This is a genomic window from Halolactibacillus alkaliphilus (assembly GCF_900115465.1).
Taxonomy (GTDB): Bacteria; Bacillota; Bacilli; order Bacillales; family Amphibacillaceae; genus Halolactibacillus; species Halolactibacillus alkaliphilus.
Genome location: NZ_FOWN01000001.1, coordinates 84,942 through 110,769, shown reverse-complemented (window position 1 = coordinate 110,769; position 25,828 = coordinate 84,942). Strand labels below are relative to the sequence as shown.

Sequence of the window (25,828 nt, the reverse complement as noted above, 5' to 3'; positions counted from 1 at the left end):
AATCTTCATTGTATCATTCGAGTGTTTTGAAAGCAGGTCGTCGGACTATTTAAGTTTTGACGTTTTTCTTTTTTGGAAATACAGATTGCCAAAACCTAAGATGAAGAACATAATACCCAATAAAAATAAATTGAAAGTGTTGGTATAAGTATCAGGTAATTTGAAATCGGACTCCGCTTCTATGGAATCATCCAATTCATTATCTTTACTCTCTTCTGATGATTTATCATAATCGATATCTTCAGATTCTTGTTCTCCCTCAGGTAGTATAAACATAGCCGATTCAAACTCTCTAATCGCTTGATCTAATGTCTCTATAGCTGCAGCTATTTCTCTTAGAGTTAAGTTGTCTTCACTTAATAATTCCTCTATGTCCATTAACACTATTCTTAATTTATTTATTGCTGACTGTGGGTATTGTCCTGGACTTTTACCGGAAATTGCATTTTTAACCATCTGTATTGCTTCATCCAATCTTAGTTCTAAATGCTTTTTTAGCACTTCAACGTCAACCATAGCAACATTAAGTGAGATCTCATTTGATTTTATCTCCTCTTCACCTATTGTTACTTTAGCCCAAACCTTAATGTTATCCACATTTTCAGGAAAAGTCTTTAGACTGACTTCACCAGAATTCGTTATATGGATATACTTAGGTTGGTTGCTCTCATAAATGACTTCTAATTGATCTAAGTTGACCGCTTCTCCATCAGCATAGTAGCCCTGTATATAGAGCTGAACCTGATCACTTAAACTAATAAACTCTTTATTTACTGATAAAGTCAAGCTATCTAAGGTTTTTTCTTCCGGTGCATAAACAGTAACCGTTCGCTCAACACTTATTCCAGTAACCCGGTCGATAATAGTAATAATCGCTGTACCCTCACCAACAGCAGTTATTAAACCTTGATTATCAATTGTTAAAACAGATACATTAGAGCTTTCCCATCGAATTCCACCAGTATATGCCTTTGATGGCTTAATGTTTACTAACACTTGGTTTGTTTCACCTACGACTAAACTTTTAAGTTCCTGCTCTATTTCCAATGCATCTACCATTACACTCTTACTCTTAATGCTAATATCATCCAAATTTAAAGAGCTTCTAGACTCTTCATCCATTTCTATTCTAAATATATTTATTGATTGATCTAACATAATTAAATCTAGATCTGCGTGAACTAAATCACCATCAACATAAACACTGTATGTGTTTTTTGCTACATTTATATCCAGTGAGACACTGTGCCATACATCTTGTTCAATAGATGAGATAATGGTCTGATTATTAAATCGGTCAGTTAACATATTCTCTTCTATTTGCAAACGAATTACTTCATTCTCATCACTTAATATTACAAAAGCATCATCATTGAGTTCCTCTTTCTTAAATAACCAATCAATCAAAAGCCTTTCTTGTTGTGCCTCAAACACTTTTTCAACATAAAAACTTTCACCTGAGTTGGAACTCACTTTCATACTTTGATTAGATGTATCTTGATTTTCTCCATTAATATGATAATTAAACACTTGGCTTCCTTGGCTAACTCTATTATCTTGTAATATAAATCGACCTATATCTTCCGGGTTTTGAGCAGAATCTCTAAACCTATAGTCTAAAGCTATTTGAACCTCTTCTTCACCAACCGGCTTAACAAAAGCATTATAGGTTTGATTATCTAGATCAATCTCTAATCGAACATGATAAGTTGTGTCTTTCTCAAAAGCTAAAGTGTTTTCTGCTTTAAATTGATTAAAGTCTCTAGCATCAAAGAAGCCTCCATTATTTGATGTCGCTCGAACAATAATTGGTATATCAGGATAATTACTAATGGTCTGATTAATCCCTCCATTACCCATTACGGCATCAACATCATTACTAAACGCAATAAAATCATATTCAACAACTACTTTATCTAGCTGCGGTTCGAACGTCTTGACCCCTGTAAAATCCTTTTGAGAATACAATGGGCTAATAATTTTTTCATAATAAACTTCTCCAACCCCAAAAGAATCCCAATTTAACACAGCGCTTTCACTATCACCCGCTTCAAAGGAGTCTTCATAAAGCACGTTATTTTTCCAAGGTACCCCTCCTTCATTCAAGTTGAATTTTGCAATGACACTCTCTCCCATCGCACCTTTAACATTAATCTCTATTATTATACGATTAGAATTATTTTCTATAATATTGACTCTAGAATCCATCCACATAATCGAATCAACTGAATAATCTAATTCTAATGTAATCGTTTCTGCAAGATGCGTTGGGTCACTTACAGCTACTTCGAGCATATCACCTGGTATCTCTTTAATCATTACAGAAGCTTTATTATGACTAGTAATCCTATCAACTGCTTCTTTATGATTAGTCCAAAAATTAGCACCGATAATATTTAAGCTAGTCTCTTTTACCGCTTGTACCTTTTCATCATTTCTCAATATTTCAATATCAGGGTTTTCCGAATACTCGTGTGTTTCTTGTTTTGTTTTGTTAGGAAGCAGTACATAAGAGTAGCCTTCATTTGTCGGATTAACACCATGATCAACTACTATTTGAAAATAATTTCTTTTAATTTCTTCTAAACCACTACTTATTCCTTGTCGGGTATTAATATCGTGCCATCGTCCTACTCTTTCTTCTCTAGAAAAAGTAATATCCATATTATCAGGGAAATAATATCCTATGTCACTTCCAGCAACTTTATCACTTAAATGTGCCCATTGAGCTGACTGACTTTGCTTAATCCACCCTATCTCTGCAGGCCTCTCCTCGCCATCTATATAGATTCTATCCTCACCAATGGCACGTGTTTTACGATTTTCTATAATGGTTTCTATTGGGCGATCATCATCACTGTTTATGCCTGATCCGAGAGCGACAACCTCATCATCGAACATAAACCATGACTTTTTACCCTTTAATGACATATCATAAATGCTTTGATCTAAGCTCATACCAGCTGTGCCATATAAGCCTTTTATGGAACTACCACCAACCCATGATTCGGGCGATGTTCGTCCAGTCCCTTTACCTACTGGCAGCTCTTTTGTTGCATCGACTGTTATTCCTGGTAATCGGTATGAGTCAACAGTCGGCCAGAAATTATCACTATATTGTGTCAGGTCATCATTATAAAGATATGTCATACCAGATCCTGTATAGTATCCTTTTAGATTCTCTCCATTCATATTACCCTCATAAGCAGCAATACGATTAGAATACATGCTAATACCAAATACAAAGTTCTCGGTGCGGTGAACAACACGATCCATGTTAGCAAAATTATAATGCCCAACTAGTGGCCCTCTTGGAATAATATCGCTATCTGAAATGATTGCATTTGCCCTAGAAATTACGGGAACACTTGTGAATTGAGAAACCATGTCTATACTATCATTTGATAAAAGCCAATATTTCACCATACTTTCTAACTTTTCCTTGTATTCCTCTGGTGCGATTGTGGAATATTGAATGATTCTTTGAATTGCACCCCTTCCATGACCAATATCTTGCGTGTTTCCTCTCGATATCGCTCTTCCATTCACCATATCCATCATTAAACCTCTATAAATAACTGGTTGGAATGCGTTTAATATCATGTCATAAATATCTTTTAGATCATCTTTCTTTAATTCATATGGGCTACCATCTAATAAATAAACCATATCATACATCGTTCCCAAAAAGACAACACCATATGTTCCTGTGTAAGCTATATTACCATGGTCTATAAATGAACCGTCTGCATATAAGCCATTACCTCTTCCCTCTCCTACTAAATTTATTACAGGGAAATAATCTCTTCCTTTAGCTACTCTATCAGACTCCTTTGAAAGAGCGCCTTGAATAGTAGATACTTTTAATAAATCTACTAGATTACCTGCCTCCGCTCGAACTTGCCATGTCGCTCCTCCAACACCATAGTATCGTGTTGGATCAGGAACATATGTCTTAACAGCACTCATATATCTCTGAATTTGATTATCCGTTAAATAATTATATAAAATGGCAACTGTATTATTCAGTAGCTGAGGAGATCCTATTTGCCAATCCCACCAATTATTATAATCAATTCCAGTACTATTATAGCGGTATTTATCCATCCACTCTAATCCATCAACAATATCTCTTAATAGCTTGTCATTTCCTCTTAAATCACTGCCCTCGGTACTATAGGCTTGTGCTAGTATATTTAAGTAACGATAATTAGTCGTCACATCAGCTGAGTTACTAGTGCTCTTTGCATCTGACCATAAATATGAGCGATTGTTATCTTTATTCATCTCACTCCATATTTCACTAGCCTCTTTCGATAAATTGGCAACAGTCTCACTAATTTGTGCATTTCCTAAGTCTATATAATCATTAGGAACTATAAGTTCTAACCATTTTTTTCTCATCAAGTCATATTCATCAACTTTTTCTTCAATAACCGTAACTTCAAGAGAATCACTAACATCTCCAACACTTGATTGAATCGTCACTTTTCCAGGTTGAAGCGCTCGGATAATACCTTTATTAACACTTGCAATTGAGCTATCGGATGTATGCCAATCAACTTCGTTGAAAATTGAATTTTCCGGTATAATACCAACATTCAAAATAGCCCCTTGCCCGACCTGTAAAATCATATCCTCTTGTTCAATAACTATTTCTTGAATAGGGATTTCTCCATCAACAACTTTTACTTTAGCAACAGCCTCTATGGTTGAATCAACTTTTGATCTAGCAATAATACGGGTTTCTCCAGATTTTAAGGCTGTAATTTCTCCTTCAACCACTCTTACCACTTCTTCATCTTCAGATATCCATTCTAACTCTTTAGAAGTAGCATTACTGGGAGTGATGGTATAAGGAATTTCCTGTTGATCACCTTTTGACATTATGTACTCAGGTGAATTAAATAATATGCTTTCAATTGGGGTATATTCTTTCACCATTTCCATCGACTCAATCCAAATAGTTCCTGTTGAACCGTTTCCAGGCGAAACATTTCCTAATATCAAAACAATCATAATACTTGCTGTATTTTCTAACGTTGTAACTTCACCAACTAAATCAATCCAGTCAGACTCACCACTATGATTTTCAATATAATCATAGTCTCTCCTTTGTAATAATTGATTACCAGCACTAAACTGTTCCACCCTTAATGAAATCGCTCTTTTTGATTGATGTGGTGTTTGAATGTCTTTTGTTTTCACCCTAGAGCTTATATTATAAGTTGTGGTTGGATGTACAGGCATACGTTCGTGATACTGAAAGAAACCAACCGTTCGATCGAGAGAAATCTCGACAACTGACTGTCCATCTTCTTCAAGAATATCACCGATTGGTTCGTTTCCATTTGAGTTTGCCCAATTCCTTAACTCCCAATACTGTGGTTTTTCATCGCGATTCCACAAATGAGCGAATAATCCTGCATGCTCTCGATGGTTAAAGTTTCCGTTTTTAACCAAATTAGATGTGGCCTCTTCAAGCAAAAGCTCTTCGAAATCACTTTCTTCTGTTATGAGACCTTGAGCCCCCAAAATGTTAACGCTTTCAAAAATAGGTAGTAATAATTGAAAGACTAAAATAAATACAAGTGCGCGAGCAGTCGTCTTTTTCATCATACTTTGATTCATCTCCTTTTCTAATTATTCGGCTCTTGATACCTATTACTATATTCTCCCCTCCCTTTAACGCTATCACTACCATTTTAAGCAACTATACCCAGAATAAAAGAGGATTTTTTTTACTGTGCTGTGCATTTATTTTACCAAAATTCTTTTAAAATAAGAGTTAAATAATCCATCCGTGGAAATCCTTCTCTGTACTTGGGCAATAGGGAATTGGTTCACACACCATTTTGGGGATAAGGTATATTTAAAACAAAGTATATTATGATAAAAGAGATGATTGTTGTGCTTCACTCTATAACGAAACTTGATCCTTAGATACATATTGTATTGAATTCAGAAGAGACCAATATTATTCATGTTGTCGCATTTATTGATTCAAAAAGTACCACATGCTCGTATTGCCGTCAGAAAAGTTGTCGTACACATAGGCGTTACACAGGGGGGTGCTGACATATTCTTGGACAACTATAGGGCGAGAGAATGTCCATGTGCTCTTACGAAGAAAGAATAAAAGCTGTAAAACTCCACATTAAATGCGATCACCCATTAGCATCAGTCATTCAGGAACTAGGCTATCCTTCTTAAGAAGCACTGTACAAATGGTTTAAGGACTATGAATAGAACAGGGGTCTTTCTGTGAAAACATCCGCACCTCCAAGTGGCTCTTTTTGACCGCAATATTCAGAAATACCGTGAAACCCTATTTGACTAAAAAACTGTTCAAAATTAATTAGCACAAATTGTTCAAAAGTACTAGACGGTGAGACAAAAACATTGAATCCAGGATATATAACAATTTTTAGTTAATAAAAAAACCGCTATAAACTAAGTTTAATAGCGATTTTCACGAAATATCATTATTCAATCTAGACGTGTAGAGTAGATTGCATGCAATCCACTTTATAAGCACTACTTATTCTAATTTGTTACTATCCCAAAGCTATTGAACGACTCTCTAATTTCATGAAAATACGACGTGCATTCTTCATAATTATATACGAAATCGCACTAATTCCGAAAAATATAGGTACTCCTGCTGTACTATAAATAGCAATACCTAGTAAAAAAATCAGTAAAATTAGCTTGATAGTTACCAGTGGATTAGCCATACCAATTACAACGGCATACACAACCGTTGTAACAGCTTTTTTTTCAAAATAATCATATACTGCATAAACATATATAAATAAAATCATAGTCAAAACAACGGATAAAAAGTATACCACATTTAAAAATATATTAACCATTGACTGATTTAAAAATATTAAAAATCCATTAAAAATCAACATCAATAAAATAGCGGTAAGGTATGCCCCTAGAATATTAGCATCTTTAAATTCCTTCTTAAACTCATTCTTAAACTCCTTAAAGCCAATAGTATACACTCCCTCCTCCTTCCACTTCCTTAAAGATGCAAATAATGCAACAGTGGAAGGGTGAACACCTAATAAAACCCCTCCCAAAAAAGTAAATAAGATCCACATAAAATTCAAATATGCAAGCGCTGTCACAAATTCTCCAAAATTATATAATCTACCTTTTATACCCTTTAAATCCATTATATCACTCCTTATCGCTGTCTATCTATACTATCGAACTTACACTTTGATTTAATTATTGCCTCTTTTTCTATATTGTCCAGGTGTTTGACCGATATATTTTTTAAAAACCTTAGTAAAATATGTGCGCTCATTAAACCCCACTTTAAGAGCAATCTCTTCAACTGGTTGATCGGAATCAACTAAAAACCGACATGCTGCTGTCATTTTGTACCTATAGGAATAATCAGTAAATGTATGACCAGTAAGCCTCTTAAAATATCGAGAGAAGTAGCTAGGGTTAAAGTGCAAATGATTAGCCATATCTATCGAGCTTATATTTTCTGACAAATGCAACGCAATATAAGAGTCTATATCTTGAATACCTTTTATTTTATTTTTTATTGATAACTGACTTTCTCCTTCAATTGTCATTTGAATGACCTTATCTTGAAAAATGGCAAGCACTTCTTCCATTGTCCAACACAATTTAAGAGCTTTTGTAAAACAATCTACTTTATTATCTGTAATTAAATTTAGTTCCAATTTAATTACAATGGTTAACAGTGCACTTAAAACATCGTTAGGCTCTATTTGATTCGAATATATTATTTTTTTTATTCTATTAATGCAAGTTTTTATATTATCTTCATCTTTTAACTCAACATACTTAAATAAAGTATATTCTTCTGACTCAATTAAGTTTCCTAATGGTATAAATGCTGATTCTTTACTAACTGATACTACTTGTATTTGCTTTGGAATACTATAAAAATAGCGCTCTCGATGATTAATAATATCACGGTAGGTCTCGCTTAAATTATTCAAATTCAACTTATCTTTAACTAATAAAAAAGAACATCTAGTATGGTTCATACTGTAACAATACCCTGCCGCTGCTTCTAGCAACTTCTTAATTTGAGACTCTATTTGCACTTTTATATTATCTTTATAATTATATATGCATATTAGGTGGTCATTATTTATAAAAACCTCCACTTGATCATTTTCATAGAGGAAGTCACTAAGGTGTTTGTAAAAACTTTCTAATAGAGCATAATAATCTGAGATAATGCTATTACTCACAGGCAAATAACCAATGATAATTTTGTAATCCGGTAAATCCCAAGACACATTCATTTTTTTAAAGCAAAGATTTATATCTTCACTACCTTCTTGTAATTTGTCAACAAATATACGCCTAGCATAGTTATGACGATCAATTATATTATCCGGGGTGGAATTTTGATTTTGATCTAAATTAGAAATCATTTTCAACAAGCTTTCCTTTAAAACTTTTGGAGTTAATTCTTCTTTTAGTATATAATCATCTGCTTCCAGTTTTATAGCTTTTTTTGCATAAGAGAAGTCTTCATGGCATGTTAAAAATGTAATCCTTACTTGCTCATTCTTCTTTTTTACCCTTCTAGCTAATTCTATACCATCGATACCCGGGATGCCGATATCTGTCAAAAGGATATCCGGTTGAATTTCACTTAGCGCCTCTAAAGCCTGAATGCTTGACGAAGATTCAAAAACAACTTCTAAACCAATTTCGTTCCAGTTGACAGCCTGTTTTATATATTTCAGCATAGGAATGTCATCATCAATAACCATAACTTTATACACTATTTAACACCCCCAGTAATTAGTTAACAAAAGGAATTATAATTTCAACAGTTGTTCCATAGCCTTCTTCACTTTCGACCTTAATATTTGCGCGTTGCCCATAAATTAAATGTAACCTTTGACTTACATTAGCTAAACCAATCGGTTGATGCTCTTCATCTCCATCAATTGAATTATTATCTATTCGTCTATTAACCTTCCGGCATTGTTCAGCTTTTAAACCCCTACCATCATCTGTTACTTCTATGATTATTAAATCCTCTCTTTCATGCACGCAAATACTTATTGTTCCCTTTTCCCCATATGAGAAGCCATGAATGATAGCGTTCTCCACAATAGGTTGCAAGGTTAAAAAAGGTATATACATGGATTGAAGGTGTTTGGGAATCAAAAACTCAAGATTAAATTCAATTCCATTTCTCATACTCATAATATCCACATAGTGTTCTAAAAGCTCACATTCATTTTTTAAAGTAGACGGTTTATTTGCATTTAAATATTTCCTCAAAAGTAGCATAAGGGAGTATATTTTATTAGAATGGTACACATCCTCCACTAAAATCAAGTTGCATCTAACTGAATTTAGCGTGTTCATTAAAAAGTGCGGCCTAATTTGTGAAAAGAGGGCACTAATCTCAAGTTCTTTTATCTTTTCTTTCTCCTGCTCAATTCTAGTAATTAATAGCTCCACTTGGTCAAATGTAGTATTCATCATTTTTCCTAAGCGATTGATCTCGTCATTACCCTTCACATCATATCGGATAGAACGATTACCCTCTCCATAGGTTTGAGTAACGTGTTGTAATTGCTTTAGCGGAGAGTGCATTTTATTTGCTAAGGCAATTGAAATTGCTATAAACAAGATTATAAATAAAGCTATAATAGACAATGATTGGTAAAATGTTTTTCTTAGCTCTTCTATTAGCTGCCTCTCCGAGGTATAATAGATAAGCTTCCAATCAACTGGGGATAGCAAAGCTTCATTTTTTATAAACGCCCCATTTTCTATTGATGAATGTTCATTCAATCCATAAATCACATTATCTTCTTCATCTACAATAACTACTGACCCAACGGTAATTTGTTCAAACAGGTTACTGAAATAATCTTCGGCTATTGCCGTGTTCAAAAAACCTAATTGTTGACCAGTTCTTGGATCATCAATGACTTTAGAAAAATATATTGACCTAGATGAATGTTCATTCTCACTATTTACCTGGCCTACCCACTGAAAGTACTCACTAGGTTCCTCATTTATACTTCCATTAAATTGTAACCAATCTTCTCTTAGGTGACTTACCGATTTCAAATTTCTCATAGATGGGAAAATAAATCCCTCATTATTAATGATAAACATATCTACATTGACATTAAACGCTTTCATATCTGAGGTAGTCAAAACTCCTACCAGATCTCCAAAACTCTTAAAGTCTTCGAAAGAATTTATAGCGCTACTTCTTTGAAGTTCTGTCAACCCATTAATAACATCTGTGTCTGTCACTAAAAGTTGTGTAACATAAAATACATCATTAAAAAGTTTGTTTATATCATTGCTAAGAACATTTAAAACAGATTCGTTATTTAATTTGATTTTATCTAAGATAATATTCTTATAAATGGAATAGTTAAATAATGATATTAAAAAAATAGGGAGAATTAAAAATGCAATGAAAGATAATTGTAATTTTCGGTAAAATGAATTTTTAATCACTCTTCGCATTTTTAATCCCCCCTATACAGAAACCAGTGTATAAATACCCATATTCCAATGCCTTCTATAAATTCATCAAATGATAATTGGATAATTTTGTATATATAGACTGTATATTTTTAAACTACTAGAACTTATTATAACAAATTAAAATAGCTATATTATTTTTTTCTCACCTAATTATTGTTTGGTTTTCTTCCGGCATTTCAAACGACTAACTTATATGAAATCACAGCAGACAAAGAATCAAAAATGAAACTTTGTCTGCTGTGCTCTAATTATTCAGATTTAGAATCAATAATACTAGTAGCTCTTTCAATCATCCATTCTGTTACTTCATCAACTGGCTCGTTATTCAGCATATGCTTAGCAAAACCATCAACTAGAATTTCTTCCAGCTCCCCACTATAGTCAATGCTTATTTGTGAAGCATCTAGATAACCGATTTCATCACTAGTAACCGTGTGCAACAATGAATCAACATCATAATACTCTTCGTTTCCTGCAATAATATCTAAAATAAACGGCTCAAGATCGGCTTGTGTCCAACCTGGAATCTCAGTACGTGCATCCGACATGTTTGTTGAAATAAAGCGAGCAAATTTGTATGCTGCCTCTTTATGGTCTGATGATTTTCCAATCGCAAGGTAATTTCCACCCATAAAGTAATCTGTATTGTCACCCTCATTTACCACTGGAACAGGAGCAAATGCAGTTTTGAAATCATGCGGATTAGCTTCCAAATCTCCAACTTCACCGATCATCCATGATCCTGTCAGTAACATAGCGGCTTCTTCGTTGAAGAACTCTGCGCGATAGCTTAAATCAGCACCTAAAACATCTCTGAAAGGCTTCGCATTACCGTTATCTTCCATTTTTTTTCTTAGTTCAAATAGTCTTGCATATGACGGATCTGTAAAGTTCGTTGTACCATCTTCTAGTAAGAATGGGTGTTTCATTAATGTTTGTGCTGGAGGATTCATATATAAAGGCCAGCTGTGGAAATAGGCTCCATATTGAGTTTTTCCGTCTTTCTCAACTGTCAACTTTTCAGCATATTCTGCAAAATCATCCCAAGTCCACCCTGCTGTAGGTACTTCTAAACCAGCAGCGTCTAGTGCATCTTTATTGATTAAAACAAAGTTTGTTGTTGCATTAAATTGAATTCCATAGTAATCATCGCCTACTGATGGGTTAACATAATATTCTTCAGTTGGATCAATACCTTCGCTATCATAAAATTCATTTAATGGATGTAGTGCTCCCATTGCTTGACGCTGATATAGTCGATCTACAGCTGGAAATGCCATTACATCAACAGATTCACCTGCTGCGAGTAAAATATCCAGATTTTCCAAAGTTGCGATTGAATCACCTGGCACAAGCGAAACAGATTCAACCTTAATATTCGGATTTTCAGCTTCAAACTGCTCAATATAACCTGCAGTTGTTCTAGCCATTACTTCATTATCCCAATTATAAAATTTGATTGTTACTTGCTCCTCGCTATCATCTGTAACATCACCAGTAGATGACTCACCGTTCCCTCCACATGCTGTCAAAGTCAGAACCGCAAGAACAAGCAAAATCAATATACCCTTAAACTTCTTCATAATAAAACCTCCTGTTTTTTTCAATTTATTATGAGTGCTACACTAAAATGATAGCGCTCTCAATATGGATTATATACGATATAAGCTATTTTATTGTACACTTTTTTGCTGGTTTTGTGCGTTATTTTTACCTAGCCCTTAACTCCACCTAATGATATCCCCTCAATAACCTGCTTCTGCAAAATTATAAAGATTATCACTAATGGAAGTATAGCAGATAAAGAAGCCATCATTAGAACTGCGTAGCTATCGGCAAAATCATCTTGAAATAGTTGCATTCCCATGGTTATGGGGTACAATTCCTTGCTCAACAGAAAGATTAATGGATTTTGGTAATCATTCCAAGTCCAAATGAATTTGATAATACCTACTGTAGCTAATATTGGCTTACATAACGGCAATATAACCTGCCAATATATTCTAAAATAGTTAGCACCATCTATTTTTGCTGCTTCAATATAATCATCTTCAATTGACAACATAAACTGTCTCATTAAGAACGTAAAGTATATTGAGAACATAGCCATGAAGATAAGTGCGCCATGGGTATTATACAAGCCCATTGTTCTAATCAAGAGAAACCTCGGAACTAATGTTGATTGCTCCGGGATAATCATTAATGAAATCAATGTGAAAAAGAGTAGGTTTCTTCCTTTGAACCGCAACTTCGAGAACGAAAACGCAGCCATTGAAGAAATGAAGATGGTAATAACTGTAGTGCTGCCTGCAATTTTTATTGAGTTCCAATAAAATAGGTAAAACGGTATATCCCCAAACCAAACTTCTTTAAAGTTATTAACAACATTTATTCTCCTTGGTATCCACTCAATCGGAAATACAAACACATCTGATTCGTATTTAAATGCTGTTGATACCATCCATATCAATGGTATTAAAAAGAACATCGATAGCAATCCCAATACAATTGTATTAACTAATTTTACTTTATCTAATTTCTTTAACCGAGTTAGCATAGTATACCTCCTTTCTATCATCCACCGAATATTTTAGAATTTTGTAACTTCCAAGTTAAATATGTCAAAGTTGCTACTACTGTAAATAATAATATAGATATTGCTGATGCATAACCCATATTAAACCTTTGGAACCCTTCTTGGTATATTAAATAAACAAGTACTGTTGAAGAATTAATTGGTCCACCATTTGTTAAGAACTTAATCAAATCAAATACTTTAAATGAAGTAATTAAAAGTGTAATTGCTAAAAACATATGCGTTGGAGCTAATAACGGAAATGTAATCTTGTAGAATTTCTGTAAAGATGTTGCCCCATCCATCTCTGCTGCTTCATATATTTCTTGAGAAATATTCGCTAATCCTGCAAGGTAAATAACAACAACGTAACCGATTTGAGTCCAGATACTAATAATAATTATAGCTAGTAGTGACGTACTAGTATCAGCCAACCAGCCTGGTAAGTTTGAGACTCCAATACTAGACAATAATTGATTAATTGGTCCCTGAGAAGGATGATATAGAGCTCTCCATATAGCACCTACAGCAATTATAGAGGAGATATAAGGTATAAAAAATGCAACCTTAAAAAAACTTTTCATATGCACTCTTGAATTAATTAGTGTAGCAAGAACTAGAGCAATTATCATAGATACTGGAACTACAACTACTGTGTAAACTAGGTTGTTTCTTAGCGCTAAGAATACCCGTTCATCGCTAAACATCTTAACGAAGTTATCTAATCCAACAAACCTAATCTCAGACAGACCACCGACTAGATTCCACTCTGTAAAACTTAGTAATACTGCAAAAATTATAGGTAGTACATACAACAAGACCATACCTATTATCTCTGGGGTCAAAAAGAGCCAACCAACTATAGCCTCTTTTCTCCTTTCTGCACTTAGACCAGTTTTCTTTGTTGCCTTTAATATTTTTTTATCTTCTAACATTCTAGTCACCTCTTTTCCTTTGTTATCTGCATTTATTTTATCTCATTATGTAAGCGCTATTAATCAAAAATTATTACTCGAACGTGAAACATTTTGACTTTATTCTTTTTTTTAGTTGCATAATAATTAGATTATTCTCGCCATTTATAATGTCGTAACAAAATAAAAGACCACATAATTTATTTACACAAATTATGTGGTCTTTTGAAGCAAAGTATACTGCACTAAATTATAGTTTGAAACTAAGATTCCCCTCCGCTACAGCCTCTAATTAAATTTTTACAATACTTAGCCTAAACTAGAAGAATAGTTATGGCTATTTATTTCCGCTTTTTTATGCGTGTCAGCATCATCAAACAAACTAGCCGACTGCCTAAGATTAGCGTGAAAAATAAGTGATATAATTCTAAAAGGCACTGCTTATGCCGATAAGATGGCATTTTGAATTGATTGATTTGTTAACCAGCAGCAAAAGACCGCACAGCGCGAATTATTGTTGCGGAGAGCGTTATTTTATTATTCCAGGCCTTATTTTTGCCTATGGCTACTTTTATCCTCATCACGATTTTTTGCATCATCATAAGTATAAACCGTCAAAAACTATACAGGCTTGGACCTTTTTAGTACAATACTAATGACCTGTTCTTAATTGAATAAAGAGGGTGTATTGAGAAATGATACGTAAGTTAATTTCAACTATGTCTGTTAATAGATACCATAGAACAATCTATGTCTTCATTTATTTTATGATTATTTGTGCTATTTTACTTTTGAACATCTATACTCATCAACTTAATTTTTTAACGGAAGACAACTCTATCTATATTGAACCAACGGCCTTTGATCATGATTTTAGTACGTATGAACTTTCAAAAGATGATGATAACCTATTTCATTACACTATTACTTTACCTAATACGGCCTTTGAACAGTTAGGAGGAGACCTCTTTAAACTCGTAATTAATAGCGTACACAGCAATGCGATTAACGTTAGGTTTAATGACCAATTAATTATTAGCGAAGGCGATATGACAGAAGGATTCAGTATGTTAAGGGCAGGATTTGTCCAGGGAACCATTGAAAGAAACTTGGTAAAAGAAACAAACACTTTACATATTACCACCTATGCGAGCTTCCGGACGGGTACGTTTAATCCGGTCATCATCTCAGAAAGTATCCCTGGAAATAGAAATATCGGCTTACTGCGCTTATTTAATGAGCGTTTAGTATCACTCGGCATTGGTTTAGTTATTATGTCCGGCTTATTCAGTTTATTTATCTATTTCCTTAACAGAAAAGATACGACGTTTCTATTATGGCTCAGCTTAGGTACACTCTTTACCGGTGGTTATTTATGGGACTATCTCACAATGCAACATCTTAGTATTGATTACCTCGTCATTAAAAAGCTGTTTTTATTAAGTCTGTCCATTGGAATCCTCTTTTATGGTTTAGCACTTTATTCACTTTTAAAGAAAAAGTATATAATAGCACTACCCGTTATGCAGCTCATCTATTATCTTGTCATTGTCATTACCTCAACGAATATGATTGATTTTAGGCGTTCTTACAATTATTTTTTCTATTCGATTATTGCTGTTGTCCTGTTCCTATTGATTGTGACGTTTAAACACCATAAACTTAACAATACTGTATTTGTGATGTCGTTACATTTTTCAACCATTTTTACATTAGGGATGCTGTCATTATTTAAAGGCTTTAAGCTCAGTTATTACTCTTTGTCTACACCAATTTTCATTATTTTTGTTGTCGGCCTCTTACCACTTATTATTACGTACGTCCTCTTCTTAGAAAAAGATATTAAATTACTAGAAGAAAAGAAGCTAAAAAAACAAGCTGTAACACAAGCAATGACCGACGGACTAACCGGCGCTTTTAACAATTATTATCTAAAGCAACAACTTGATCAACTTGACGATCATTCTGTACTAGCTATTCTTGACTTAGATAATATGAAACCGCTAAATGACTCCTACGGACACTTAGCGGGCGATTATGTCTTATGTTATCTTACTGATACCATTAAGCAATATATACGTGAAACAGATATTCTGTGTCGTTACGGTGGGGATGAGTTTATCATTATCTTTAAAGACTGTACATTACATGACGCGAAGGATATTGCTAATAACATAAGACAGCACATTAAAGAAAGTACTATTCCCTATAATGGCCATCAGCTAACGACCTCTATCTCTATCGGAATGTGCCAAGCATCAGGTGATAACCCTGCAAGAACTATTATTGAATGTGCAGATAAAGCCTTGTATAAAGCTAAACAGATGGGGAAAAATCGGATAGCAATAAATTAAGCCAATCAAATATATTTACAAGCACCTTCAGGCTACTTAATTAATATAGACTCTAGAGAATATATACATCCTAATTCTCTAGGGTCTTATTTAAAATACCTATTACATATCTAAATCCTTCACAAAACCCTTAAAGACAGCATGTTTCACCATTACCAGCTTGATTTTTTCACACCAGGAATTTGACCTTTGTGTGCCAGTTCACGAAAAGCAATCCGAGAAAGTTCGAACTTTCTTAGTACACCTCGAGGGCGACCTGTTAATTGACAGCGACGGGTTAAGCGTGCGGGAGCAGAATCCCTTGGTAGTTTTGACAGACCAATGTAGTCACCTTTTGCTTTTAGTTCTCGACGTTTTTCTGCGTAGTACTCAATAAGGGCTTCGCGTTTTTTTTCTTTTGCAACTTTTGATTTTTTAGCCATTTACTGAATCTCTCCTTTTTTATTCTGAGTTAATTCGCGATTTAAATGAGATGCTGATTTGAGGAGGAATATCTTAGTGTGTGCCTGTTGTGTGCGGTTATTTGCTTGCACCACTTTTAATGGTGGTATCATTTCCAGCTGATCTATCTCTCGGCTCACAGCAGATTCAATCAGTATATTAAGGCGCTGTGTTCTACTAAAAACGTCTGACTCTGATAAACACAGTGCCCTAGCCGTCATGAGAAACGGGCGCTTTACTTGCATTAAATCTAGCAATTCTTCCACAGATTGAGCTCGTTCCATTAGTGGCTTTTCAAATGCTTCATAAGTATTGATTAACTTTTGATCTTCTTCTGATAACCGTCGAATGCATCGTTTGCGTACATAGTCATATTTAGCATGTTGTATTTCATCCTCCCAAATCATAATCATTACGAATTAATAATTAAAACATAACCTTTTCAAAAAGTAAAGCGTAATGATTACGGTTTAAAAGTTTGTTTGCTCCCCAGTAACTGTTTCTCGCGACTACTTTCACCTTAATAGCCCCTAAACGATAGAAGCATCCCCACATACGATCACGCGTAAATGAGAATGCTCTATAACGTTACTGATGATTATAATATAACGCATTGGTTCAATACTTAAATTGATTAATCTGCGCTTGAATATCTTCCGCCTGCTTGGCAAGAGACTCACTCGCGTTAGCTATATCTTCAATCGATGCGTTTAACTCTTCCACTGTTGAAGCGACTTCCTCAGTACCTGCAGCATTTTCTTCTGAGATGGCTGACAAATTACTTATAACTTCAACAACCGTTTCTTTTTGTTGATTCATTATATGAGCACTCTCTTGAAGTTGTATAGCGCGATCTTTAACAGATTCAATAATTGTATTCAATTGCTGAAACTGAGTGGTTGTTGACTCCACACTTTTATTTTGAATATCCACAATACCTCGTGCTTCACGCATAAGTTCAACCGCCCTATCTGTTTTCTCCGTTAAATGCTGAATCACTTTCATGATTTGATCTGTGAAGGTACGCGACTCCTCTGCTAATTTTCTAATCTCATCTGCGACAACTGCAAAACCTTTACCTGACTCACCTGCCCTTGCCGCCTCAATAGCAGCATTTAATGCAAGTAAATTTGTTTGTTCAGCTATATTTAAAATCATACCACTAGCTTTCTCAATATGCGTCACAGATTCATTTGTATCAAGAATGATCTCTTCAACACTTATGCTTACTTTAACATTATCCTTCGATGCTTTATTCAGAGCGTTAACCGCCGCTAACCCTTGTTGTACTTGACTGTTCATTTGCTCAGTAGCTTCATTTAGTTCCTTCATCAACACTATGTCAGTGTCTATCCGCTCACCAAGTTGGGCAATTTCTTCTGCTCCTCTGGTCGTATCATTTGCCTGATTTTCTGCTCCATCAGATATCTCTGTCATAACACGGGCGACATCACTGGCTGCCCGATTCGATTCGTCTGTGGTCGCTGTTAATTCTTCACTTGAAGCAGCAACTGTTTCTGAAACGGCTGCTAAATCAACTACGATACGTCTAACCTTATCTACAAATGTATTAAAACTTGTTGCAATTTCACCGACTTCATCTTTACTCGCCACATCAACGCGTGACGTCAAATCACCCTCTGATGTTGCTAATTCCGTTAACTTATCGGTAATAATACGTAGTCCCTTAATTTTTTTACCAAGCGCCAAGAATGTGAAGATAATCACAATAACTAATGTAATTAATGATACATAGACAACCATCATCCATATTTCTGCTTCTTCAGTCGCTGCTAATGTAGTACTTGCCGCTTCATTTTCTATGGCCTCAATAAAACTTTCTGTTAATGATGTGATTTTTTCCTTCTGTTGCATGTAAACATCACCAAACATGAGTTGGCGTGCCGAATCATAGTCACCCGCACTCGCAAGCGCCATGGCCTCCTCCTCAACGTCTATTAAAGCGTTTGACTCCGCCTGCGCTTGAGATAGTATTTGGAAATGTTCCTCTGATACCCCTAACACTTCTAGACGTTCAATAGCCTCTTCACGCCTTTTCGTTTCATTTACTTCTTCCCAATAGTTATTAAAATACTGCTGTTCCCCAAATTGGACAAAACTTTGAGCTTGGTCCGTTAAATAATCACTCGCTCTTAATAACTGGGTTGCTTGACGTTCCAACTCTAGTTGTGTTGAAGATGCCTCACGTTCTTCAGATACAGCCAGATTTAACATAACTAAACTGAAGACACTTGCTATAATTGCTATCATGACAATTGCAGCACTGACCTTTAATAATTTTTGTATTTTCATAATGTCCCTCCTTACGAGTCGATTACTTAAGTAATACCCGATATATCTTACATTTAAATCTTATTACCTAAAATTTTCATCCTTTTAGAGCGAGAAGATACCTTCCTCAAACATTCGTTAGAATGTTTGGTGGGGTGTAATTCCATCTTCGACCTTTTCCGCATTACACCTGAAAATAAAGATACAATTCGTAATGTAGCGTCACCAATAATTCGTTTAAAAGCCTAGGAGAACCTCTTTAATATAAGGAAAGGTCCTCCTAGGCTTATTTTAGAATCTGAAAGTTTTTCAGATGATGACTTACTTCATTTAATTACCTGAAATCATCAGGCCAAATTGAGCGAGCAATGCACTCGCTAAATACGTTCCGATAAAGACAAAGACCGCGACAATCGCAACCTTCCACGATGTTTTTCTTAAATCAACTAACCGATCCGCAACAGAAATACCCGCAAAAGTAAGAATTGGTGTGGTAATTGATAAAAAGTCAACCGCTTGAATGGCTGTGACAAAAAAGTCAAAGATTAAGCACATCACAAGTGACGTGATCGATACCCAGCCTAAAATAGGAAAACTACGCAAGACGGGGATATTTGCTTTCTTAATAATATCTGTAATAAAAATACCTATCATCGAAAATAACCATAAAGTGAACAATCCCATAATCGCGGTGCTATTTATTGGTGCACCTCCACCATACTTAAGTAGTTTAATACCTTGAGTTAAAAGGATTAACGAAATACTTAAAAGTAGAATTAAACCATATTTAACGTAGTGATTCAGCCCTGTTGTTTTTGTCATGATTCATCACCTCGCACTAATAATTTGTACATGAATTTCTGTAGTGGCACAGCTAAAAAGATCATCGTAAAAGTACCTAAAAAGCTCGTTAAAAGTTGACTGGCAGCCGCATAAGATAAAATCGTTTCTTCCATCTCTGGTAAACGTGCAACGAGCGTTGAAGATGCGCCTGTCATCATACTACTTGAACCAACACCTGCCGCCATCGCCAACGCTTCTGGACGAAAACCTAAATCAAGTAGAATAGGTGCAAACACACTAAAGAAGAGGGCGCCAAACAGCGTACCAATAATATAGAGTGACAGCACGCCTCGCCCTTCCTTTGATTCAAGGGTATATTTTTCAGAAATATAGGCAAGTTCACCTTCACGACCAATACCGAGCGTTGCCCCAATCGCTTCTCGGCGTAAACCAAGCAGAACAGCAATTGGTAGTCCGATAAGGACGGTCCCTAAGTTACCTAAATCTTGAATAATAAACACCCAACCAACTTGTAAGATATCTTTTATTCGAGGTGCAACGTCAGCCCCGTATCTTGCCATAAGTGGCAGCATGATAAAAATCAAATATTGACTCGCAAATCCGATGTTTGCTTTGCTGTAGACTTTTTTCATAATCCCTTTTCTAAAAACACTCATCCCTAGTACCATCGTGAGTAAAATCGCAAAGACCAGTGGCAATAACGTAATCGTAATCGCACCTATGGTGATACTCTGAAAACCAATCCACTCTGCCGCGAAAATAATCATAACCGCAAAGACAATCAAATACCAAAAATCACGTTTCATACTCTTTCTCCCCCTTAAATCTCTCTTATGTTTTTTCTATTTTACGAGTGTGTTTAACACATCTAAATAGTCTTGATACGTTCTTTTATATAATTGGTTTTTATCTATTTGACCGACCATTTCATCAAGAACACTTTGTAGAAATGAAGGAAAGACCGTATAGATAAATTCTGGATCAACATCAATAAAATCATCCCCATGAATCGTACCAGTGAAACCACTGTAACCAATTTGAATGCACGGCATCATATAAGATAAGTCTCCGATATCACCGGCTGCGCTAATCGCTTGATTGTTAAGCATCGCTTTTATACGCTCATCTTTATTAAATGCCGCTGCCACAAAGGTAGATAGATAACGACTTTGTTGGAAGGGTAAATAGCCCATTTGTGTATCGATAGCCACTTCACCCATAAGGGCTTGTGCAGAACCGATAGCCGCTTTGTCTAGGCGAACGGCAACCTCTTGCATATAATCAACAGACTGTGTGCGTAAATCTGTCCCTACGGTAATATGATTTGGGATAACATTAGTCGACATATCTGACTGCATCACAATCGGATTAATTCTTACCATTTGTTTTTCATCTAATTGTTGTCTAGATAAGCCAATCGCTGTATTAAAGAGTGTTGACATGCTGTAAGCATTAACAGAAGAAAACGGATCAAAACCTGCATGAGAGGCTTCACCTTTAAAATGATATTTCTTATAAAGAAATCCAGCTAAATCACAGTTAATTTCAATTGTACGCTCAGCAAACTCTCCACCAATCGCATGAACACAAATACCAAGATCAATATCATCAAATACACCTAGCTTCATTGCTTCTGGTTTACCACCGTAATGCGTAATGGTTCCTTCATTGACTAATTGTTCCCGGTAGGGTAAGTCAAGATATTCTTCAGCAGGTACAAAAATAAAGGACAGTTGAAAATCAAACGCTTCGTATGCCTTTGTCTGATAAAGTTGTTCATATAAAGCTAACGCAATAGCCACTTGTGTATAGTGCCCACAATTATGTGCAGCTCCGTTCGCAGGATCTGCTTTAAAATGCGTCGGCGCATATACTGCGTCTAATTCCGCAATAAAAGCGATATGTAATGACTGCTTCTCACCAAGTGTTGTTTTAAAACCGGTTGTGCTAAATTCTTCGATCGAAATGTCTGAATCAACACTTTTTAAATAATCAACGACGGTTTGTTTTGTTTTTGTTTCTTTATAACCCAATTCTGGATTTGCATAAATCTGGTCTGCGAGTGTTTTTATTCTCTCGTACTGTTCGTTAATCGTCATATGTCCTCCTTCTCGTGATATCCGAATGTTAAAACTAATAGTACTAGTTATACCATCGTTCGGTATTTAAGGTCAATACTTTCAAGAAAACTTTTTCGTTTATTCAGTTGAATAATTTTATATACATAGACATGCATTTTTGATAAACCTTTTAACAAAGGTCTTTCAGCTTATATAGACTCATGTTCTTATATAATCCTTCAATTTTACCAATGATTTCAAAACACAATGAATTTTCAGTCAAAAATAAATACACGAACATTATTATCAATAATAAAATCATTTATTCGTTTATTATAAATTAAAATACAAAGTAAGCTTCATCAAAAAACCTTTTCTTGATGAAGTCACTACACACCGGTACTTTTATTTATATCTATAGCGTAAAACAACATGGAATCAACTTTCATTCCATGCTGTTTATTTACTAAATACGTTGATAAAACCCTATACATCATTGAGCCCTTAACTACTTAATAGCCGTAAGCATATCTAAAACTATATCAGCACAAAGTAGAGTATAAACAATAGACTGATGGCATACATAACTGGCGTTATTGTAGCAAATTCTCTTTTCACCAACTTAATGAGCACATAAAAAATAAAACCAAAACCTACGCCATCTGCTATATTAAAAGTAAGCAGCATCATTGTGATCATCATAATTCCAGGAAAGTATTCCGAGACATTTGACACATCTATATTTTTAAAATTTACAGCGATAATTTCTACACCAACTAGAATGAGTAAAGAAGAGATGACTGATAAAGGAATTAACGTAATAAAAGGTATAAAGAAAATAGTAAGCAGAAAATACACACCTACTAAGACAGATGTCAGACCTGTCTTTCCTCCAACCGCTATTCCTGTACCGCCTTCTGCGCTTGTACAAGTCGAACTAGAACCTATAATACCAGCAATAGCAACCGATATTGCGTTCACACTCAGCGTATCTTTAATTTTATGTTCATTTTTTACGCCTAAAAAACTTAGTTGTGTTCCTAAGTTTTGAAAAATAACTAGGACAAGCAAAGAAAATACAGCAATCCAAAATTCAAGAGAAATACTTTGTGAAAAATCTAAAGCAAATAAATGTGGGCTCACAACCTTTATATCTTTTAACGTATAAGAAAATGTCGTCATATCCGTTACACCTAAAAAAACAGACATCCCTACACCAGAAATAATGGCGATTAAGTAACTTCCTTTTATTTTTAAGATTGTTAAGATGAGCGCAATAATTAATGTAAACATCGTTGTCAGTGGCACCGGCTTAAATAAATCATTCAAAGTGACTAAAGTTTCTGAATGAGATACAATCACCTCTCCATTTTTTAAGCCTAGAAAAACAAGAAAGAAACCTACACCAACACTCATACTACTTACGAGACTCTTAGAAATGGATTTTAGTAAATAATCAATCACATTAAATCGAATGAGTAAATAAAACAATACCCCGACAACAAATACGACGGCTAAACTTTGTTGCCACGTAAAAGCAAATGCTCCTACTAACGTATACGTGAAAAAAGCATTATCGCTCATACCTGGGGCGATAATCATCGGTGAATTGACTATCAGCCCCATCATAATTGAGCTAATACTCGTAATCACTATTGTTGCAAATAATACCGCATGGTAATTCATGCCCGTCTGAGATAAAATCAGCGCATTCACTGCAACGATATAGACGATGGAAACAAAAGACGTTAAGCTTGCTTCTATCTCTGTTTTTATATGGCTGTTATTTTGACTAATCTTAAAATTTTTTTCAAGTAATGGCATTTACTTCACACTCGAATCATAATGCGTTCCTAAAGCCTTTGGTGCTTTACTTTTACTACCTGTAAGAATGAGCGCAATGAGCGTAATAACGTAAGGTAATAAATAAAAGACTTCCGTTGGAATTGCATCAAAACTAGGAAAAATTTGAATTTGGTCTTTAATGGCTTGCGCAAAACCAAAGAGAAGCGCCCCCCACATGACACCATATGGTTTCCATCTTCCTAAAATAACAGCGGCAATAGCAATATAGCCTTGACCTGCAATAGTGTTAAATGAGAAGTTTCCATTAGATGTTAAAACAATGGTTGCTCCTCCTAAAGCTGATAACGAACCACTAAGCATAACTGACCAAAACTTAATTTTATACACATTAATACCCGCAGTATCTACTGATCCTGGATTCTCACCTGTCCCTCGAACTCTTAGTCCAATAGGTGTTTTAAACAATATATAAGAGCCAATCACTATAATGGCCAAGGCTAGGTATGTGGTTGGGTACGATCTAAAGAAAGCTATTCCCAAAAATGGGATGTCTGATAGTAATGGAATGTTTATTCTCCTAAACATGTTTGAAATCCTAGGTGTATCAGCCGCACCATCAAATAGTAGTTTAACTAAAAAGAATGTGGCATTGGCACTGAGTAGATTTATGACTACCCCGCTTATGACGTGGTCCGCTTTAAATTTTAAAGTTGCCATCACATATAAAAAACTAAATAAGCCAGTGAAAATAAATGCCGTCATTAAGCCGATCCACGGGGAAAGCCCTCCCAGATTTAACGTTTCTGCATAGTGCGCACCGATCGCGCCAAAAAATGCGCCTGAAATCATAAAGCCTTCTACACCTAAATTTATTACACCTGCCCTTTCGCTTAGCATACCGCCTAGTGCTCCTAATGCTAAAGCTACCGCAAAAACGATGCTACCATTTATAACATTCGCTAAAACCTCCATTTACTGGACCTCCTTTTTCGTATGCTCCATATTAGGAAGTAATTTTTTCACTAAACCAGGCGCGGCTACAAAGAAAATAATGAGCGAAATAATCATGCCTATTATTTCACTTGGAACACCTGCCCCAAATTGCATACCTTGTGAACCATATTTCAACACACCAATTAATACGCCTGATAACGTCGTTCCTATGGTTGTATTTCCTCCTAGTAAAGCAATGGCTACACCATCGAATCCTACGCCGCTTGTAGAAGTAGAAATCGCCATATATTTATAGACACCTAAAGTGTCAAAAACACCAATTAAGCCGCCAATAGCCCCGGAGATAAACATCGTTCTCGTAATAATTCTATTTACCTTAATACCAGCATAATGAGCCGCATGGTTATTTAGACCAACAACCTCTGTTTCATAACCATATCTTGTTTTGTTAAAGAAATAATAAAAACCAAAAATAATGAGCGGTGTAATAAACAGCCCCCAGTGCACGCGGGCACCATTTAATAGTTCACTCAGACTGTTTAAACTAATAGATGCAGAGTCTTGAATGAGTGCTGAACGTTGGCTACCTTCTTGAGGAACTATACCTCGAATCAACATATGACTAAGGTAAAGTGCCACATAGTTTAACATGATTGAACTAATGACCTCATTAATTGTAAAACGTGTTTTTAAATAAGCGATAAGGACGCCCCATAACCCACCAGCAATTACCCCAACAGTTAATGCTGTGAACCCATGGATAATAGGTGGGAAGTCTACTAACGTACCAACTAATAAAGAGGCCACTGCACCTATCGTAATCTGACCATCAACACCGATATTTAAAAGTCCCGCTTTATTAGCTAAAGCAACCGCAAAACCACTCAATAATAAGGGAATGATCGCGCGTATGACCTCTCCAATATCATAAGCTGAACCGAATACTTTATTCAGCAAAGACTGATAAGCAATCACCGGATTATACCCTGCAATTAACATAATAATAGCGCCAAAAACAAGCGCGATAATGGTTGCTAGAATGGGAACAAGGATATTTCTATTCTTCATATGTTTTGCTACAGCATTCATCAG

Annotated in this window: 17 protein-coding genes; 1 reads left to right on the top strand and 16 read right to left on the bottom strand. The window is 35.3% G+C overall.

Annotated elements, in window-relative coordinates:
* Positions 1-45: 45 nt before the first annotated feature.
* From BM163_RS00460 to BM163_RS00430, 7 genes are all read right to left on the bottom strand, one after another.
* Positions 46-5,619, bottom strand: coding sequence for a polysaccharide lyase family 8 super-sandwich domain-containing protein (locus BM163_RS00460; protein WP_170243656.1), 5,574 nt, complete (start codon positions 5,617-5,619; stop codon positions 46-48).
* Between the two features lie 938 nt (positions 5,620-6,557).
* Positions 6,558-7,187, bottom strand: a complete 630-nt coding sequence (locus BM163_RS00455) for a YesL family protein (RefSeq protein ID WP_089799076.1) — start codon at positions 7,185-7,187, stop codon at positions 6,558-6,560.
* 51 nt (positions 7,188-7,238) lie between these two features.
* On the bottom strand, positions 7,239-8,795 hold the full coding sequence (locus BM163_RS00450; protein ID WP_089799074.1) for a response regulator transcription factor: 1,557 nt from the start codon (positions 8,793-8,795) through the stop codon (positions 7,239-7,241).
* 19 nt (positions 8,796-8,814) lie between these two features.
* Positions 8,815-10,515 carry a cache domain-containing sensor histidine kinase gene (locus BM163_RS00445; RefSeq protein WP_089799072.1) on the bottom strand — a complete coding sequence of 567 codons (1,701 nt, stop codon included), beginning with the start codon at positions 10,513-10,515 and terminating at the stop codon, positions 8,815-8,817.
* A 269-nt stretch (positions 10,516-10,784) separates the two neighbouring features.
* Positions 10,785-12,119 (bottom strand): ABC transporter substrate-binding protein, encoded by a 1,335-nt coding sequence (locus BM163_RS00440; protein WP_089799069.1) that lies wholly within the window; start codon positions 12,117-12,119, stop codon positions 10,785-10,787.
* Between the two features lie 131 nt (positions 12,120-12,250).
* The gene (locus BM163_RS00435) at positions 12,251-13,093 is read right to left on the bottom strand and encodes a carbohydrate ABC transporter permease (protein ID WP_089799067.1); all 843 of its coding nucleotides are present in this window, start codon (positions 13,091-13,093) and stop codon (positions 12,251-12,253) included.
* 17 nt (positions 13,094-13,110) lie between these two features.
* Complete coding sequence (locus BM163_RS00430; protein WP_089799066.1) at positions 13,111-14,046, bottom strand: carbohydrate ABC transporter permease; 936 nt, start codon at positions 14,044-14,046, stop codon at positions 13,111-13,113.
* Positions 14,047-14,720: 674 nt separating this feature from the next.
* On the opposite strand from BM163_RS00430, the gene BM163_RS00425 reads away from it, so the two are divergent.
* Entirely contained in the window at positions 14,721-16,379 is a 1,659-nt protein-coding gene (locus BM163_RS00425; protein WP_089799064.1) for a GGDEF domain-containing protein, read from the top strand.
* A 152-nt stretch (positions 16,380-16,531) separates the two neighbouring features.
* On the opposite strand, the gene rpsN is transcribed toward BM163_RS00425, so the two are convergent.
* The 9 genes from rpsN to BM163_RS00380 all read right to left on the bottom strand — a co-directional run bounded on the left by rpsN (position 16,532) and on the right by BM163_RS00380 (position 25,825).
* Positions 16,532-16,801 (bottom strand): 30S ribosomal protein S14, encoded by a 270-nt coding sequence (gene rpsN, locus BM163_RS00420; protein ID WP_089799063.1) that lies wholly within the window; start codon positions 16,799-16,801, stop codon positions 16,532-16,534.
* Positions 16,802-17,233, bottom strand: a complete 432-nt coding sequence (locus BM163_RS00415) for a DUF2277 domain-containing protein (protein WP_143088161.1) — start codon at positions 17,231-17,233, stop codon at positions 16,802-16,804. It abuts the gene before it with no gap.
* Between the two features lie 205 nt (positions 17,234-17,438).
* Entirely contained in the window at positions 17,439-19,133 is a 1,695-nt protein-coding gene (locus tag BM163_RS00410; RefSeq protein ID WP_089799059.1) for a methyl-accepting chemotaxis protein, read from the bottom strand.
* A 309-nt stretch (positions 19,134-19,442) separates the two neighbouring features.
* Positions 19,443-19,934 carry a hypothetical protein gene (locus BM163_RS00405; RefSeq protein WP_089799057.1) on the bottom strand — a complete coding sequence of 164 codons (492 nt, stop codon included), beginning with the start codon at positions 19,932-19,934 and terminating at the stop codon, positions 19,443-19,445.
* Complete coding sequence (locus tag BM163_RS00400; RefSeq protein WP_089799055.1) at positions 19,931-20,722, bottom strand: DUF3100 domain-containing protein; 792 nt, start codon at positions 20,720-20,722, stop codon at positions 19,931-19,933. Before BM163_RS00400 ends, BM163_RS00405 begins: the two co-directional genes overlap by 4 nt.
* Before the next feature lie 36 nt (positions 20,723-20,758).
* Positions 20,759-22,015, bottom strand: a complete 1,257-nt coding sequence (locus BM163_RS00395) for a M20/M25/M40 family metallo-hydrolase (RefSeq protein ID WP_089799053.1) — start codon at positions 22,013-22,015, stop codon at positions 20,759-20,761.
* A gap of 498 nt (positions 22,016-22,513) precedes the next feature.
* Positions 22,514-23,800, bottom strand: a complete 1,287-nt coding sequence (locus tag BM163_RS00390; RefSeq protein ID WP_089799051.1) for an NCS2 family permease — start codon at positions 23,798-23,800, stop codon at positions 22,514-22,516.
* On the bottom strand, positions 23,801-24,754 hold the full coding sequence (locus BM163_RS00385) for an ABC transporter permease (RefSeq protein ID WP_089799050.1): 954 nt from the start codon (positions 24,752-24,754) through the stop codon (positions 23,801-23,803).
* The gene (locus BM163_RS00380; protein WP_089799048.1) at positions 24,755-25,825 is read right to left on the bottom strand and encodes an ABC transporter permease; all 1,071 of its coding nucleotides are present in this window, start codon (positions 25,823-25,825) and stop codon (positions 24,755-24,757) included. It lies immediately after the preceding gene.
* Positions 25,826-25,828 lie beyond the last annotated feature (3 nt).

Bases quoted from the DNA above. Each gene is read 5' to 3' on its own strand.
- BM163_RS00455 (WP_089799076.1), bottom strand. From the start codon at position 7,187: ATGGATTTAAAGGGTATAAAAGGTAGATTATATAATTTTGGAGAATTT.
- BM163_RS00380 (WP_089799048.1), bottom strand. From the start codon at position 25,825: ATGAATGCTGTAGCAAAACATATGAAGAATAGAAATATCCTTGTTCCC.
- BM163_RS00390 (WP_089799051.1), bottom strand. From the start codon at position 23,800: ATGCCATTACTTGAAAAAAATTTTAAGATTAGTCAAAATAACAGCCAT.
- rpsN (WP_089799063.1), bottom strand. From the start codon at position 16,801: ATGGCTAAAAAATCAAAAGTTGCAAAAGAAAAAAAACGCGAAGCCCTT.
- BM163_RS00400 (WP_089799055.1), bottom strand. From the start codon at position 20,722: ATGAAACGTGATTTTTGGTATTTGATTGTCTTTGCGGTTATGATTATT.
- BM163_RS00435 (WP_089799067.1), bottom strand. From the start codon at position 13,093: ATGCTAACTCGGTTAAAGAAATTAGATAAAGTAAAATTAGTTAATACA.
- BM163_RS00395 (WP_089799053.1), bottom strand. From the start codon at position 22,015: ATGACGATTAACGAACAGTACGAGAGAATAAAAACACTCGCAGACCAG.
- BM163_RS00445 (WP_089799072.1), bottom strand. From the start codon at position 10,515: ATGCGAAGAGTGATTAAAAATTCATTTTACCGAAAATTACAATTATCT.
- BM163_RS00430 (WP_089799066.1), bottom strand. From the start codon at position 14,046: ATGTTAGAAGATAAAAAAATATTAAAGGCAACAAAGAAAACTGGTCTA.
- BM163_RS00460 (WP_170243656.1), bottom strand. From the start codon at position 5,619: ATGATGAAAAAGACGACTGCTCGCGCACTTGTATTTATTTTAGTCTTT.
- BM163_RS00440 (WP_089799069.1), bottom strand. From the start codon at position 12,119: ATGAAGAAGTTTAAGGGTATATTGATTTTGCTTGTTCTTGCGGTTCTG.
- BM163_RS00410 (WP_089799059.1), bottom strand. From the start codon at position 19,133: ATGAAAATACAAAAATTATTAAAGGTCAGTGCTGCAATTGTCATGATA.
- BM163_RS00425 (WP_089799064.1), top strand. From the start codon at position 14,721: ATGATACGTAAGTTAATTTCAACTATGTCTGTTAATAGATACCATAGA.
- BM163_RS00405 (WP_089799057.1), bottom strand. From the start codon at position 19,934: ATGACAAAAACAACAGGGCTGAATCACTACGTTAAATATGGTTTAATT.
- BM163_RS00385 (WP_089799050.1), bottom strand. From the start codon at position 24,754: ATGGAGGTTTTAGCGAATGTTATAAATGGTAGCATCGTTTTTGCGGTA.
- BM163_RS00415 (WP_143088161.1), bottom strand. From the start codon at position 17,233: ATGATTATGATTTGGGAGGATGAAATACAACATGCTAAATATGACTAT.